Raw genomic sequence first — 14,776 nt, forward strand, 5'->3', positions numbered from 1 at the left:
CTTCGCATCCGGTCTCAAGAAGGAGCATCGCCATGGCCCGACGAATCACCCTGAGCGCCACCGGCCCCATCCGCATCGACCCGCAGGACAAGCCCGTCTTCGTCTGCGGCTGCGGGCTGACGGGCAACTTCCCCTTCTGCGACGGCACGCACAAGACCTGCAAGGACGAAGAAGACGGCAAGGTGTACGAGTACGACGAGCAGGGGCACCGGCGCGAAGTCGAGGACTGAGGCAAGGGCTCCCAGAGCTACCTTGGAGATAGACTGGTCCGTGCAAAGCTGGCTGCGTGCGATCGTGCAGCGGATGTCGGGCCTGATCCACGATCAGGGTGAGAATTGGCGTGGCTGGGTGCCGCCATCCGTCTCGAGTGTGCCCACTGGTATCGAGTGGCTGAGCGAGATTGCTGGTGGGGGCGATGCGGCGCTCGCCCAGCAGGTTGCGTCGCTCATGCGCGGCGTGCCGATCACCAAGTGGACTGAGCTCGATCCGGCGTTGCGGTCGCCCTGGTTAACCTCAAAAGGGGTACGCCGTCTGATCGCGCACGAGCCACCGGTTGCCGTGGAGTTGCTTGGTGTCGCCACGATGAGCGCCGATGGCTACACGCGGCAGGCGGCGCTAGAGCTATTGGCCGGACTCGGACACCCGCGTGCCATCCCATACGTGCTGCTGCGTCTGGCAGACTGGGTGGGGCCCGTGCGCGAATCTGCAAGGCAAACCCTTCGATCTCTGATAGCGAACGCCCCGGTAGAGGTGATCGAGTCGCTACTCGACCATCATCCACTGATCGAGCGGCTTCCACGCGTCGAGCGCGCAGACCTTACCGGAGTTCATGTAGAGATCATGGAATTGCTGCGGTCCGAGGCGTCGAGAGCATCGGTGCGCTCGGGAATGTCGCGCATAGGCCCGCCAAGGCGTCGACGATTCTGCTTCACCGTGCTGGGAGATCCAGTTGTTCGCGATGATCGACTCTTGAGCGCCGCGATCGCGGACCACGACCCGGCCGTGCGTGCGTGGCTCGCGCGGATGCTGGCCGAGAAGCCCGATTCGGCGAGTCACGAAGACATCGAGCGGCTTCTACGTGACCCTTCGTCCTCGGTGGCCACGATCATGATTCGCTCGCTCCCGAGCGCCACCATGAAGGAACACGTCGAGGCATTGCAAGAGTGTGCGATTGCCGACGCCCGAGCCATCCGCGAGGCGGCCCGATTCGCGCTGCGTGACCTCGGCGGATTCGACGCGGCCGCTGCGGCCCGAGCTTTGCTGGACCGCACGCCCCCTGGATTGGTGCGGCCGGGCTGGGTCGCCACGCTGGGCGAGCTTGGAAGCGACCACGACGCGGCTCGGGTGCGGCCATTCCTGTTTGCAGGCCGTGCCCGCTTGCGTGAGTCGGCGCTCTTCGCGCTCGGGCGTGTGGCGCCCGGCGAAGCCGTTCCGCAGGCGGCCGCGATGCTGCGGGATGCGAGCGGACGCGTCCGCCGGTTGGCCGTCGCGATCCTGACCCGATCGCCACACGAAAGCTGGCGCGACCTGGCCGCTGCGGTGTTCCAGGACGAGTCTGGACGTGCACGCGCTGCGGCGCTTTCGGTGCTGTCCACGCTGCCGGGTTGGGAATCCGTGCCCACCTTGCTCGACGGGCTGCAGGACGACCATGAGCTCGTGCGATCACGCGCCTGGCAGAATATCGATGCGTGGCAACGCCGTTACGGCACGCGGGGCTGGGTGACGCCTTCTGCAACGTGCCGTGAGGCCGTCCGTCTGCGAACTGCGAGCCTTGGGACTGTCGACAACGTACCGGACTTCGCCGCCGGTTCGTGGGCGGCGTTCCGTAAGCGTTTGGAGTCCGACATCGATTGAATGCACACAGAAGAAGGGCGGCCCGCACGGAGCCGCCCTTGTCTCGCTCGATCGACAATCCGATGCCCGGGCTGAGGCTTACTTGTCCTCGTCCTTCACCTTGAACTCCGCGTCGATCACGTCGTCGTCGTTCTCGGCGGCGTCCTTGGGCTCGGCCTGGCTTGATGCGCCCGCATCGGCACCCTGGGCTCCCTGGGCCTCGTAGATGGCCTTGCCCAGCTCCATCGCGACGGTCTCGAGCTGCTTGCTCGCGGCCTCGATGGCGTCCTTGTCGTCGGTCTTGAGCTTCTCCTCGAGGTTGGAGATGGCGCTCTCGATGTTGCCGCGGATGTCGCTGGATACCTTCTCGCCGTGCTCTTCGAGCTGCTGGCGAATCTGGTGGACCATCTGGTCGCCGCGGTTCTTGGTTTCGACGAGCTCGCGCCGCTTCTTGTCTTCCTCGGCGTGCATCTCGGCGTCGCGCTTCATCTTGTCGATCTCTTCCTCGGACAGGCCGCCCGAGTTGGTGATCTTGATGTCGGCGCTCTTGCCGGTCTTCTTCTCGGTCGCGGTGACCTGAAGAATGCCGTTGGCGTCGATGTTGAACTCGACCTCGATCTGCGGCATGCCGCGCGGGGCGGGCGGGATGCCCTCCAGGTCGAACTGGCCCAGCAATCGGTTGTCGCTGGCCATCTTGCGCTCGCCCTGGTAGACCTTGATGGTCACGCTGGGCTGGTTGTCGGTGGCCGTCGAGAACGTCTCGCTCTTCTTGGTGGGGATGGTCGTGTTGCGCTCGATGAGCGTGGTCATCACGCCGCCCATGGTCTCCACGCCCAGCGAAAGGGGCGTGACGTCCAGCAGCAGCACGTCCTTCACGTCGCCCTTGAGCACGCCGCCCTGCACGGCCGCGCCAATGGCGACGACCTCGTCGGGGTTCACGCTCTTGTTGGGGTCCTTGCCGAAGATCTCCTTGGCGATCTGCTGGACCTTGGGCATGCGCGTCGAACCACCAACCAGGACGATCTCGTCGATCTTGCTCGCGTCGAGCTTGGCGTCCTTGATGGCCGCCAGGCACGGCTCACGCAGCCGCTTGTACAGGTCTTCGCAGAGGCTCTCGAACTTGCTGCGCGTGATGGTGATCTGCAGGTGCTTGGGACCCGTGTCGGTTGCCGTGATGAACGGCAGGTTGATCGTGGTCTCCTGCATCGTCGACAGCTCGACCTTGGCCTTCTCGGCGGCTTCCTTCAGGCGCTGGAGGGCCATCGCGTCGCTGCGGATGTCCACGCCTTCCTGCCGCTTGAATTCGTCGGCCAGGTAGTTGATCAGCCGCTGGTCCCAGTCGTCGCCACCCAGGTGGGTGTCGCCGTTGGTGCTCAAGACCTCGAACACGCCGTCGGCGACGTCGAGGATTGAAATGTCGAACGTACCACCACCCAGGTCGAAGACGGCGACCTTCTCGTTCTTCTTGCGATCGAGGCCGTAGGCCAGCGCGGCGGCGGTGGGCTCGTTGATGATGCGCTTGACCGTCAGGCCCGCGATCTCGCCGGCGTCCTTGGTCGCCTGCCGCTGGCTGTCGTTGAAGTAGGCCGGCACGGTAATGACCGCTTCGGTGACGGGCTCGCCCAAGTAGTCCTCGGCGACCTTCTTGAGTTCCTGCAGGATGAACGCGCTGATCTGCTGCGGCGTATAGCTCTCGCCACGAACGGTGACGTTCACGAACTCGTCCGGCCCGCCGGTGACCTCGTAGGGCACGTTCTTCTCTTCGCTGGCGACTTCCTTGTGGCGGCGGCCCATGAAGCGCTTGATCGAGTAGACCGTGTTCTTGGGGTTGGTCACCTGCTGGTGCTTGGCCTGCTGGCCCACCAGGCGCTCGCCCTTGTCGGTAAACGCGACGACCGAGGGGGTCGTGCGGTTGCCGCTGGCGTTGATGAGCACCTTGGCCTCGCTGCCTTCCATGACGGCCACGACCGAGTTGGTCGTGCCCAGATCGATGCCGATGATTTTTGACATAGTGGCCTCCTTTTCGGGCGGCCGGGCCGCCTGCGTGGAGACCTGTTGCAAGGCCGATGCCAAGGGCCGCCAGCCGGTGAGACCGGGCGGCCGGGGCTCTCAGGGGCCTTCGCTGGGGGGTTGGGCGGGCTGGTCGGCCGGGTCGCTCAGCCGCTCTGCCGAAGTGGCAGGCGCGGGTCGATCGCGGAGTGGGCCGATGGCGTCCACCCCGAAGCAGCCCCGCAGGACGAGCAGGCTGCACAGGAACAGCCACAGCCCGAAGAACACCCCGCACCCCACGCTTGGAGGATTCATGGCTTCGATGCGCTTGCGGATACGCCGCAGTTCGTCGGTTTCGCTGGCCATGGCTCAGGGTACGCCCGGCGTCGCCGGTGGTGGGGTGCCGTCGGCGGCGGTCCACGGGCCGGTGCCAGCGGTCATGGTCTGGAAGCTGGGCAGCGGGGGTAGGCCGGCCTTGGCGCGAAGCTGGTTCTGCTGATCGATCTCGAACTGGGCGCCGGTGCCGACGTCGAACATCGAGGCGCCATCGAGGTGCACCGCGTCGGCGATGGTGTCGCCGGGCGTGTTGGGCAACTCGATCAAGAGCCACAGCGCCGGATCGTCGCCCGGATCGATGCCGTGGTGGGTGAAGATGATCCGCCCGATGCGGTGCGCGGTGACGTCCGACGGCCAGGTCGACGTAATGGCCCGCAGTGCTGCCTCGCGCCTGTTCGGATCCATCATGTCCAACTGGCTGGCCCGGTGGGTGCCGATGAGGACGTCGAAGTTGTTCGCCTCGGCGAAGGCCGAGTACGGCGTCAGCGAGCTCTGCCCCAGCAGGCTGGCGCCGTGCAGCGGTGGCGTGCCCGCCTTGACGTTGTCGCGTAGCTCGTTGGTCAGCATGATGACCTCGAAGTCCAGCTGGCTCTGCGCCGCCCACGCTTGCTGTACGTTCATGGACTGCATCATGCCCACCGTGCCGAAGATCAGCCATGCGTACAGCCCGGCGACCGCAAGGACGACGGCCATTGGCGGCCCCCCCGTCGCCACGATGGCCGCCCACAGCTTGCACTTGTGGGCCCGGTACACCGCCACCGGTGCGCACAGGCTCCACGCCAGGAAGCCAAACGTCCACCCGAAGCATGGCAGCAGCGCAAGCAGCCATGCTCCGCTGGTGAACGCGATGGCCTGGTAGGTCCGCCCGAGGCCATCGGGCGTCGGCTGCTTGAAGAGCTTGAGGATGCCGTGGGCTACCAGCGTCCAGACGCCCATGAGGACCGCGGGCCCCAGCACGACCGCCAGCAACGCCAGCAGGAAATCGCCGCCGCCACCCATGCCCCCGCCGAGCGACGCGACGGCCATCAGCACGAGAATGAACATGCCCGCCATGACGAAGTTCAGCAGGGCGTACGACGTCGCCCGGCTCGAACTGCCGATCGCCGGCGTGGCCTCGAGCAGGCGGCCGGGCTGGCCGAAGCCCGCGGCAATCGTGGCAAACCAGCGACGCTTGCGGTTCGAGTCGAGCCATGGATTGATGCTCTTGGTGGGCGTCCGCTTGCCCAGCGCTTCGGCCGGCAGCAGCAGCATGTCGTCCGTCGTCACGTGGCGACCGCAGGAGACGCAATCGAACGTGTCGGGTTCGAGCTGCCCGTTCTCGTTCGTGCCGTAGTACGCCTGCGAGCAGTGGGGGCAGCAGAACTTCACCGCATTGGGCAGGAAGTCGAAGTCACTGGGCTTGAACGGCCGGCCGCACTCTGGGCACGGACCGGCCTTGAGGTTCCACAACTCGTACTCGCAGCCGGGGCACTTCATGGCTCAGGCGGCCCAGCCCTGCATCTCTTCGCGGATCTTCGCGCGCGAGTACCAGATCACCAGGAAGGTGGGCCAGAGCAGCGAGATGACGACGCCGATGACCGCCATGCCCATCGAAAAGCCCGAGCCGAGACCCGCGGGCATGCCGCCCTGCTGGCCGGCCTGCTGCATCTGCTGCTGCATGTTGAAGTACTGGTACGCGCCGCCGGGAATCGCCAGCAGAATGGCGTACACAAAGAAGATGATCACCCACTTGCGTGCGCTCTGCTTGCGACGCAGCGTCTGGATGCCCGCCGTCAGGTGGACGGCCGAGAGCGGCAGGCCCACCACCGACAGCACCAGCCCGAGCACGTACGCCGTCCCGGTAATCTTCGCCTCCGGTGGCAACGGCAGGAAGGGCATCAGCGCCATGAACCCCACGCCAAAGACCCGCTGGAGCAACCCGATCCCGCCGAACACGCACAGCAGCGTTCCGATCACGCCGGGCCAACTCGAGCGATGCCCCGGGACCGCGCCGGTCGGCTGCGTGGGCGGGGCGGCCGCGGGCACGGCGGGCGGCTCGTGGCTGGACTGAGGCTCGGGCTGCTGATCCATGATGATGCTCCTGGCTGGTGGCAGGATAACCCTGCATCGCGTCGGCGACGCGGAGGTGACGCCCACCGGGTCCGTTATCGGCAATCGGGATGGTTCTCAGATTTCAAGAATCTTTGAAAATCAGACCCACATAACCTATCGTCTGGCATGACGACCGCCGCCCTCCCGGTTCCCAACAGTTCCATCGGCATGGATCCACGCCTGGATTCGATCCGCACCAAGGTGCTGGCCGGCCAGCGCCTCTCGCTCGACGACGGCATGGTGCTCTACGAGACCGAAGACGTCTGGGGCGTCATCGCCCTGGCCGACGTGGTCCGCCGCCGCATCCACGGCGACGCGGCCTACTACAACATCAACCGCCACATGAACTACAGCAACGTGTGCGCCCTGAGCTGCAAGTTCTGCGAGTTCTACCGCAAGAAGGACCAGCCAGGTGCGTACACGCGCGATATGGACTACATCCGCAACCAGGCGCTCGAGGCCATCGAGAACGGCGCGACCGAGATGCACATCGTCGGCGGGCTGCACCCGTACCTGCCGTGGGATTACTACCCCGAGATGATGCGGACGATCAAGGACGCTGCGCCCAATCTTCACATCAAGGCGCTGACCGCCGTCGAGATCGTGCACCTCGCGAAGATCGCAAAGAAGTACAAGCGCAACGATCGCCAGGCCGGCATCCGCTGGGTGCTTAGCGAGCTCAAGGCCGCGGGACTAGATTCTCTGCCCGGCGGCGGAGCCGAGGTCTTCGACGACCGCGTGCACGACGAGGCGTACAAGGGCAAGATCCGCAGCGACGAATGGCTCGACGTGCACCTGGTCGCCCACGAGCTAGGGCTCAACACCAATGCCACGATCCTGTACGGCCACATCGACCAGCGCCGCGAGCGTTTGGTGCACATGGAGATCCTCCGCCGCGCGCAGGACCAGGCCTTGGAACGTCTCGGGTACACGGGAGAGGACGGCTTCGTCGAGCCGGGTCTGCCCGCGACCGCCGGCGTCACCGCGCCGGTCATCACGCTATCACGCGAAGGCACGCCAAAGCCGACGCCTGCGATGGCTGAAGGGAAGGCCGGCTACTTCCAGACCATCACGCCCCTGCCCTTCTTCCCCGATGGCAGCGAGATGGCGCACCTCTATGGCCCGACTGGCCTGGAGAACCTGCGGACCATTGCGATCGCCCGCCTGATGCTCGACAACTTCCCGCACGTCAAGGCGTTCTGGATCATGCAGACCCTGAGCATGGCCCAACTCATGCTCGAGGCCGGCGCCGACGACATCGACGGCACCGTGGTCTGGTACGACATCACCAAGGTCGGCGGCTCGACCACGCACCAGGAGACGACCGTGCTCGACCTCCAGCGGTCCATCCGCGAGGCCGGCTTTACCCCCGTCGAGCGCGACACGCTGTATCGGCGGGTGGAGCGGGACGGCAAGGCTTGGCGGGTGGTGGAGTAGGCCGATCCCATAACCGGTCGCTTGCTCGGCTCTGCCGAACACCGACCCATTCCAGCGTCAAGATTCCATGAATGCGTGCTCGGCCTTTCCTGAACGGGGCCGACGCCGGGCCGGGTCGGTTCTAGCATTGCGCAAAGATTGCGCGTGGGCTGATGTGATGCCCGCTCGTGCGTCCTGTCGCTAACCCCATTCGGGAGAGAAAGTTATGAAACTTGCCACCGTCCTCGTGGCCGCCGCTGCCGTTGCCGCGCCGTTGGCCACCATCGCTCAGGCCGACGACGTCGCCTACTGGGCATTCAACAACCAGGCCTTGCCCGGCGGCGGGTTCGGCTACACGCCCGACGAGTTCCCCTTCCCGGCCGAGTTTGGTGATCAGGCCGGCAGCGCCACCATCGAACTGGTTGGCGGCATCCTGGACGAGACCACGACCAGCAGCGGCGGCGACCTGGTGCTCAGCTGGGTCCAGTCCTTCAGCGGCACCGACCTGGGCGCCCAATTTGGCGAGGGCAGCGGCGGCTCGCTGGCCATCCAGGGCGGCACCGACCAGCTCAACAACGGCTCGATGATCGTCGTGAACTTCGACGGCGCTGATCTCGAGAACCTGTCCTTCCAGTTCGACGCCCGCCGCACCAGTACTGGCTTCAGCATGATCACCATCGAGCTGCTCGATGGCGGCGTCGTGGTGGACACGGTCGAGGCCGGTCTCGACCTGACCAGCGACTTCGCAACGCAGGTCTACGACATCAGCGCGCTGGACGGCGTGGCCGACGCGAGCATTAAGTTCACCCTCGACGGCGCCTCCAGCACCAGCGGCAACGTCCGCACCGACAACTACTTCATCACCGGCGATGCGGGCACCGGCGGCTGCCGCGCCGACTTGGACGGCGACGGCGAGTTGACGCTCTTCGACTTCCTCCAGTTCCAGAACCTCTTCGACGCCGGCGACCTGACCGCCGACTTCGACGGCGACGGCAGCCTCACCCTCTTCGACTTCCTGGCCTTCCAAAACGAATTCGACATGGGCTGCTGAGCAGACCAACGATCGAGAGCTTCCAGACCGGCCCCGCTCCAAGCGGGGTCGGTTTTTTTATGGGCAGCCCGCTGCAAAGGCGGCTTGGAATGACACGAAGTCCATGAGCGTCAGGCTTCCATCGCGATCAAAGTCGGCCCTCGCATCGCCCGCCTGGAACAGGCCCTGAAACGCGAGGAAGTCGTAGACGGTGAGCACGCCATCGCCGTCGATGTCTGCGCGACACGTCGCCGGACACGGCCGCAGGATCGCCAGGTGCGCAGCGGCCTGGCCGCCGGCAGCGATGAAGTCGCCGCCGACGAACAGAGCCTGGCCCGGCCCATCATCGAATTCGAGGAGTGCGCTCCCACGCCCCCACAGGCCGGGTTGTGATCCCTGGCCGACCGCATGCCAGTGGGTGCCGTCCCAACGGATGATCGAGAAAGCTTCGACGTCCCCGGCGCCGCGGAAGCTGCCAGTCATGAAGAGCGAGTTGGCTTCCGCCACGCCGGACACCGCCATGTCTCGAACCAGGGCCCGCCCCGAAGCGCCGGCAAGGCCGGCTCCGACGGTCTCCCACGCCGTGCCATCCCACGCCGCGATGGATGCCGCAGGGGCGCCGCCTGCCGAGGTAAATCGTCCGCCCACGTATAGCCGCGGGCCGCTTCCGTCATCAAACACCGTCAACGCATCGACCAATCCCGAGACGCCCCGCCCCGGCGGCAGCGTTTGCCAGATCGAGCCGTTCCAGCGCGCGATGCTGTCCGTCGACACGCCGCCCGCGCTGGTGAAGCTTCCCCCAACGTGGAGTTCGGCGCCGTCACCGGCATCAAACGCGCCGAGGGCCGATGCAAAGCCGAACGAACTGACGCCGCCGCGCACGCGATCCCAGCCTGCGCCATCCCACCGGGCCAGGCCATACGCCAGCGTGCTGCCGACCATGCTGAAGTCGCCCGCGACGAACAGCGCCGGCCCCGATCCGTCATCATGCACGAACAGGTCGTAGATCGGGCCGTTGGCGCCGCCGCCGACGGTGGTCCACGCCGTGCCGTCCCACCGCGCCAGATTGGCGCCGCCGATGCCGCCCGCAGCGACGAAGTCGCCGCCCGCATAGAGCGCCGGGCCCCGGCCGTCGTCGAAGACCGCCAGGGCGTTGACCTCGCCACGCACGCCCGACCTTGTCGGGCCATCCAGTGCGGACCATCCGTCGCCGTTCCATCGAGCCACGCCGTGCGCGATGGTGGCGCCGGCGCCGATGAACGCACCGCCGGCGTAATGCGCCGGGCCGCTGCCGTCGTCGAAGACCACCAGATCCGCGACTTCATCATCAAGCCCATGCGCATCGTCGGTGCTCAACGCGGACCAGCGATCTTCCCAGACCGCGACATTGGAGACTGCAAGGGCCGAGGGCGCCCTGCCTCCCACGACGCGAAAGGCTCCGCCCACGAGCAGCCGAGGCCCCTGGCCAAGGTCGAAAGGAACCAGGCACTTCACCGATCCAGAATACTCCTCGAGGATGCCGACATCTGGCGCAGACCACGCCTGACCGTCCCAGACCCCGATGCGGCCGGCGGCCACCCCGCCGACCGAGAGCAGTGCTCCCCCCACGAACAGCTTCGGCCCGTCCGGGGCGGAATGCACGCCGAGGGCGAAGACGGTTCCGCTGCATCCCGGGCCCAGCGGGTGCCACGCCCGCCCGTCCCATTCGGCGATGCGCGGCCCGTAGACGTTGCCGGCGACATCGAACGTGCCGCCGACGTACAGCGAGGCGCCGTCGCCATCGTCGAACGCCGCCAGGGCCCACACGTCGTGATCGACGCCGGGAATGCCTTCGGACTCCAGGGCGTGCCACTGCCGGCCATCCCACCTGGCGATGTTGACAGCCTCGACGTTGCCCGCCGAGTCGAATCGCCCGCCCACGAACAACGCGGGCTGCCCTCCGTGTTGCATTAATGTCATGGCATACACCCGACCCGCGGGCGGCGATTCAAGGCTGCGCCACGCCCGCCCGTCCCAGCGTGTCAGGCTGTCGAAGCCGCGCCGGTCCGCACGCTCGAACAGGCCCCCGACGTACAGGCGCGGTCCCTGGCCGTCGTCGAAGACCTCGAGCGCGAACACCTCGCCACGCAGCCCCACGCCACGCGGATTGGTGCGAAGCGCCGTTCAGCGCGAGCCGTCCCAGCGGGCGATGTTATTCAGTTCGGTGCGCTGCCCGTCGGCTGCCGCGGTCTCGGTGAATGCGCCTGCCGCGTACAGCGCCGGGCCAGCGCCATCATCGAAGACGGCAAGCGCCCGCACCTCTCCATCGAGCCCGGCGCCAACCGCCTCCCACGCCAGACCGTTCCATCGGGCGATGTTGGAAACAAGCGCATCGCCGGCCACGCCGAAGTCGCCCGCGACGTACACCGCCGGGCCACGGCCGTCATCAAAGACCACGGCATCCTGGACGAGACCATCCACGCCGCGCAGCGCGAAGGGAGCGGTCTCCCATCGCAACGGGCAGGGCTCGTCCGCCAGCACGGCCGCCGGGCAGACGGCCAAAGTCGCCGCGACGACCAATCGGAGCATGATGTGCATGAACACCCCCTTCGCGGAGGCTATACGCGATCAGCATGCCCGGGTTTCGGGTACTAGCCGCACCCGTCGTCGAACGCGTTCTGGAATGCCAGGAAGTCGAAGATCGTCAGTTGACCGTCGGCGTCGAAGTCGGCCCGCGCGTCGCCCGCGTCGAACAGGTTCTGGAAGGCCAGGAAGTCAAAGATTGTCAGATCGCCGTCGCGATCGATGTCGACCCGGCACGTGCGCACGGTGCGGCCGAACACCAACGCCACGCTTCCGGCACCACTTACGCCACCGGTATCGTCGCTGGGCATGCCCAGCATCAGGTCGCTCCGCCCATCGCCATTAAGATCGACGCCGCCCGCGATGGCCTCGATGGGCGCTGGGCCGCGGATGGCAAACCCACGACGACCATCGAGTTGGTCGACCGGCAGCGTACCGGCGAACGGATCCGCTGCATCCCGTCCGAACAGCACGTAGGCGGCGTTGGAATCCGTGACGATCAGATCATCTCGCCCGTCTCCGTTCACGTCGCCGGCGCGGGCGATGCGCAACCCCAGCGCGTCACCCGGCTCGGCTCCAATCAGGCGAAAGCCTTCGCCCACGCCGAGCGCCGCCAGGTCGACCGCTGCGTCGAGATCGGGCCGGCCGAATACGACGACCACCGCGCCGCGCATCACCTGAGGGTCATCCGACTCGCGTCCCGGTTCGCCGATGGCAAGGTCGGCCAAGCCATCGCCATTCAGGTCGCCCACGACCGCCACGCTTGCGCCGCTGGTGGAGCCCGCCGCGGTGCCAAGGATCTGCACACCAAGGTCGCCATCGAGATCGTTGCGATCGAATTGGTCTGGGTAGGTTGCTCCCGCCGTCGCATCGCGTCCGAAGATGACGTACGTCGCGCCGGTCGTGTCGCCATAGGGCCGCGTTGGCGTTGCCGTGTATTCGCGCGGCGTACCGAAGATCGCATCGGCCAGTCCGTCGCCGTTGACGTTGCCAACAGCCGCCGCAGCGCCGCCGCCGTTGTCGAACCAGAATGCATTGAAGACGAAGCCTCTCGAGCCATCCAGCGCGTCGACGGCCAGCGTGTCGGGAAAGGCCATGCCCGATGGAGCGCTGCGGCCGAAGACCACGTAGCTGTCGCCGTAGCAATAGCCCTCGAACGCGCCCGCGGCTCCGATGGCGATGTCGTCGACGCCGTCGCCGTTGATGTCTGCCGAGCCACCCCGCCCGGCCACGGCCGATCCGCTTTGTGCGAAGATGCACGGCCCGAGCGTACGGAAGCCATCGCTCCCGTCGAGTTGCGAGAGGTCCAGCGACACCGGAAACGCGCGATTCCGACCGAACACCGTGTACGTCACGCCCATCGGGTACGGACCGGTATGCGGGTCGCCGGGCCAGGCCCCCGGGGCGCCGATCAACGCATCGGCGAATCCATCGCCGTTGAGGTCGCCGGCGGCCGACACGGCCGTTCCGATTGCCTCTTCGTCGGAGGTCGGGTGCGACGTGAACAGGCGAAATCCATCTCGACCATCCAGGGAAGCCAGGCTCGCGCGCCGCGGCCAGGCGTGGTCTCGACCGAACACGACGTACGCCCGTCCGATGCCATCGGGTGCGCCGACGATGGCGTCCTCGAAGCCATCGCCATTCATGTCGCCGATGCCGGCGACCGAGGCCCCCGCGGCGTCGTTCGGTGCGGCGCCTTCGAGCACGACGCCGAGCGGCGTCGAAAGGTCTGCAAGATCGAGCACGGCCGGGAAGGGCCGACCGAGCGGATCAACATCCGCCGCAACGCCGGTTGCCAGGCCGGCAACCAGGGCCACGCCGGCCAGTGCGACCAGTTCGGACGCGGCTCGTCGGGGGCGGCACGTCATATCGCTCTCCTCATTGGGCCCAAGGGCGGCCTCTGTGCCCGCGGGGCTGTCTCTCCGACGACATCGGGCAAACCCCGGGCCGACTTGAGTGCCCGCCGGGGGCCCCGGGGATTCGCTGTTGAGGGCCAGACCGATGCCGGAGCTTGCCCTAGACGCCCAGCACGATCGCCGCGCACTGGCCGCCCAAGGCATGCGTACAGGCGAGCACCCGCCGGAGTTCCACCGGCCGGGCCGGGGCGGCCGCGGCCGACAGGTCGCCCCGCGGCCGGCCGGGCTGCACCCGCGCGGGCAGGGTCTGGTGACGCAGGGCCATCGCGGCGGCGGCCACCAGCAGCGAGCCGCCGGCGGCCATGGTCTCGCCCACCTGCGGGCTCACCCAGCACAGCTCAACGCTCGCCGCGCGATCGCCGAGGACCTGCCTGAACGCGCGGGCCTCGGCCTCGTCCAGGGCCGCCTCGCCCGCCCCGTGGCAGAAGACCGCGTCGATCTCGTCGGCCCGCGTTCCCGCGTCCTTGAGGGCCAGGCCGATCGCCCGGGCCATCGCCTCGTCCAGGCCGTCGGCCGATCCGCCCGCCCGAGCGCCCAGGCCGGCCATGATCGGCCTGCCTTCGACCAGCGGCGCCACCGCCTGCGCCGCGCCGAAGCCCAGCAGCAGCGCGATCGTCTCGGCCTTCCGCGCGCGTGCCGCCTCGGGCTTCTCCAGGACGCACACCGCCGCCCCCTCGCCCGGCACGCTGCCGATGGCTTCGGGATCAAACGGCCGCACGATGTCGCCCGGATCGTCCATCCCCGCCCCCCCCGCGCTGGTCTCGGCCAGCCGCCCCGCCAGCCGCAGCCGCTCGATGGCCAGGTGGTTCACCCGGCTGTCGCCGCTGCCGGCCAGGCTCGCATCCGCATCGCCACGCTCGATGACGCGCATCGCCTCGCCGATGCTCAGCAAACCGCTCGCCTCGCCCGCCGTGATGGTGTTGCTGGGCCCCTTCGCTTGATGCAGGATGCTCACGTGGCAGGCCAGCATGTTGGGCAGGTACTTGAGCATCCACAGCGGGGTGAGCTGCCCCATGCCGACCCGGCCCCACCTGCCCATGTCCCACTCGCCCGCCTCGTCGGCCGCCGCGTGCATGGCCCGGGCCAGCTCGGGGATCTCCGGGGCCATGAGCGCCGCCCCCACGTGCGTGCCCAGCCGCGCGGGCGGGTAGGCCCGTTCGCCGCCGCCGTCCTCGTCTGCGAGCGAACCCAGCCCGGCGCCATACGTGCCAGGGCCCGCCGCCTCGTTGGCCGCCACGACGGCAAGCTGGATGTCCCGCGCCATCACCCGGGCGAACTTGCGGTAGTGCCTGGGCAGGTGGTCCTTCATGCTCAGGGCCGGCGCCTCGGCCGCGTACTGGCACGAGCACGCGCTGGCGTCCAGGGCCTCGGGCCGGCCGATCGCCACCCGCCCGGCGCACAGCCCCTCCCAGAACGCCCGGGCCCCCATCCCCAGCGGGCTGACCACGCCGATGCCCGTGATGGCGATGGGGGTGGCGATGGGGGTGGGGGTGGAAGTGGGGGTGGGGGTGGAAGTCGGGGATGCCGGTGGCCTGGCCATGGGCCCACTGTATTGCCCGAGCGCCCGCCATACCGCCCTCCGCGTGGGTCCGGCACGCCCGCC

The 14,776-nt window shown here is 67.8% G+C and carries 12 protein-coding genes; 4 read left to right on the plus strand and 8 right to left on the minus strand.

What is annotated here, in order from left to right:
• The first annotated feature begins 32 nt into the window (after positions 1 to 32).
• Together RIE32_00585 and RIE32_00590 are read left to right on the plus strand one after the other, a co-directional pair.
• On the plus strand, positions 33 to 230 hold the full coding sequence (locus RIE32_00585; GenBank protein ID MEQ9094739.1) for a CDGSH iron-sulfur domain-containing protein: 198 nt from the start codon (positions 33 to 35) through the stop codon (positions 228 to 230).
• Positions 231 to 270: 40 nt separating this feature from the next.
• The gene (locus tag RIE32_00590) at positions 271 to 1,854 is read left to right on the plus strand and encodes a hypothetical protein (GenBank protein MEQ9094740.1); all 1,584 of its coding nucleotides are present in this window, start codon (positions 271 to 273) and stop codon (positions 1,852 to 1,854) included.
• A gap of 78 nt (positions 1,855 to 1,932) precedes the next feature.
• On the opposite strand, the gene dnaK is transcribed toward RIE32_00590, so the two are convergent.
• From dnaK to RIE32_00610, 4 genes are all read right to left on the minus strand, one after another.
• On the minus strand, positions 1,933 to 3,843 hold the full coding sequence (dnaK, locus tag RIE32_00595; GenBank protein MEQ9094741.1) for a molecular chaperone DnaK: 1,911 nt from the start codon (positions 3,841 to 3,843) through the stop codon (positions 1,933 to 1,935).
• Between the two features lie 99 nt (positions 3,844 to 3,942).
• Positions 3,943 to 4,188 (minus strand): hypothetical protein, encoded by a 246-nt coding sequence (locus tag RIE32_00600; GenBank protein MEQ9094742.1) that lies wholly within the window; start codon positions 4,186 to 4,188, stop codon positions 3,943 to 3,945.
• 3 nt (positions 4,189 to 4,191) lie between these two features.
• A complete protein-coding gene (locus RIE32_00605) occupies positions 4,192 to 5,634 on the minus strand; it encodes a hypothetical protein (protein ID MEQ9094743.1) in 1,443 nt (480 codons plus the stop codon).
• A gap of 3 nt (positions 5,635 to 5,637) precedes the next feature.
• Positions 5,638 to 6,228, minus strand: coding sequence for a hypothetical protein (locus RIE32_00610; GenBank protein ID MEQ9094744.1), 591 nt, complete (start codon positions 6,226 to 6,228; stop codon positions 5,638 to 5,640).
• A 147-nt stretch (positions 6,229 to 6,375) separates the two neighbouring features.
• Between RIE32_00610 and RIE32_00615 the strand changes: the two genes are divergently transcribed.
• Complete coding sequence (locus RIE32_00615) at positions 6,376 to 7,686, plus strand: radical SAM protein (GenBank protein MEQ9094745.1); 1,311 nt, start codon at positions 6,376 to 6,378, stop codon at positions 7,684 to 7,686.
• A 205-nt stretch (positions 7,687 to 7,891) separates the two neighbouring features.
• Complete coding sequence (locus RIE32_00620; protein ID MEQ9094746.1) at positions 7,892 to 8,716, plus strand: GC-type dockerin domain-anchored protein; 825 nt, start codon at positions 7,892 to 7,894, stop codon at positions 8,714 to 8,716.
• Positions 8,717 to 8,773: 57 nt separating this feature from the next.
• Here the strand turns inward: RIE32_00620 and RIE32_00625 are convergent, their stop codons facing one another.
• The 4 genes from RIE32_00625 to RIE32_00640 all read right to left on the minus strand — a co-directional run bounded on the left by RIE32_00625 (position 8,774) and on the right by RIE32_00640 (position 14,713).
• Positions 8,774 to 10,831, minus strand: a complete 2,058-nt coding sequence (locus RIE32_00625) for a GC-type dockerin domain-anchored protein (GenBank protein MEQ9094747.1) — start codon at positions 10,829 to 10,831, stop codon at positions 8,774 to 8,776.
• Between the two features lie 27 nt (positions 10,832 to 10,858).
• Positions 10,859 to 11,272 (minus strand): hypothetical protein, encoded by a 414-nt coding sequence (locus RIE32_00630; protein ID MEQ9094748.1) that lies wholly within the window; start codon positions 11,270 to 11,272, stop codon positions 10,859 to 10,861.
• 53 nt (positions 11,273 to 11,325) lie between these two features.
• The gene (locus RIE32_00635; protein MEQ9094749.1) at positions 11,326 to 13,125 is read right to left on the minus strand and encodes an integrin alpha; all 1,800 of its coding nucleotides are present in this window, start codon (positions 13,123 to 13,125) and stop codon (positions 11,326 to 11,328) included.
• A 148-nt stretch (positions 13,126 to 13,273) separates the two neighbouring features.
• A complete protein-coding gene (locus RIE32_00640) occupies positions 13,274 to 14,713 on the minus strand; it encodes a beta-ketoacyl synthase N-terminal-like domain-containing protein (protein ID MEQ9094750.1) in 1,440 nt (479 codons plus the stop codon).
• Positions 14,714 to 14,776: the final 63 nt, after the last annotated feature.

The organism is Phycisphaerales bacterium (assembly GCA_040221175.1).
In the GTDB taxonomy this organism is placed as follows: domain Bacteria; phylum Planctomycetota; class Phycisphaerae; order Phycisphaerales; family UBA1924; genus JAHCJI01.

Excerpts from the sequence above, each read along its gene's own strand:
- RIE32_00615 (MEQ9094745.1), top strand. The coding sequence starts at position 6,376 with ATGACGACCGCCGCCCTCCCGGTTCCCAACAGTTCCATCGGCATGGAT.
- RIE32_00600 (MEQ9094742.1), bottom strand. The coding sequence starts at position 4,188 with ATGGCCAGCGAAACCGACGAACTGCGGCGTATCCGCAAGCGCATCGAA.
- RIE32_00610 (MEQ9094744.1), bottom strand. The coding sequence starts at position 6,228 with ATGGATCAGCAGCCCGAGCCTCAGTCCAGCCACGAGCCGCCCGCCGTG.
- RIE32_00640 (MEQ9094750.1), bottom strand. The coding sequence starts at position 14,713 with ATGGCCAGGCCACCGGCATCCCCGACTTCCACCCCCACCCCCACTTCC.
- RIE32_00620 (MEQ9094746.1), top strand. The coding sequence starts at position 7,892 with ATGAAACTTGCCACCGTCCTCGTGGCCGCCGCTGCCGTTGCCGCGCCG.
- RIE32_00605 (MEQ9094743.1), bottom strand. The coding sequence starts at position 5,634 with ATGAAGTGCCCCGGCTGCGAGTACGAGTTGTGGAACCTCAAGGCCGGT.
- RIE32_00630 (MEQ9094748.1), bottom strand. The coding sequence starts at position 11,272 with ATGCACATCATGCTCCGATTGGTCGTCGCGGCGACTTTGGCCGTCTGC.
- RIE32_00635 (MEQ9094749.1), bottom strand. The coding sequence starts at position 13,125 with ATGACGTGCCGCCCCCGACGAGCCGCGTCCGAACTGGTCGCACTGGCC.
- RIE32_00585 (MEQ9094739.1), top strand. The coding sequence starts at position 33 with ATGGCCCGACGAATCACCCTGAGCGCCACCGGCCCCATCCGCATCGAC.
- dnaK (MEQ9094741.1), bottom strand. The coding sequence starts at position 3,843 with ATGTCAAAAATCATCGGCATCGATCTGGGCACGACCAACTCGGTCGTG.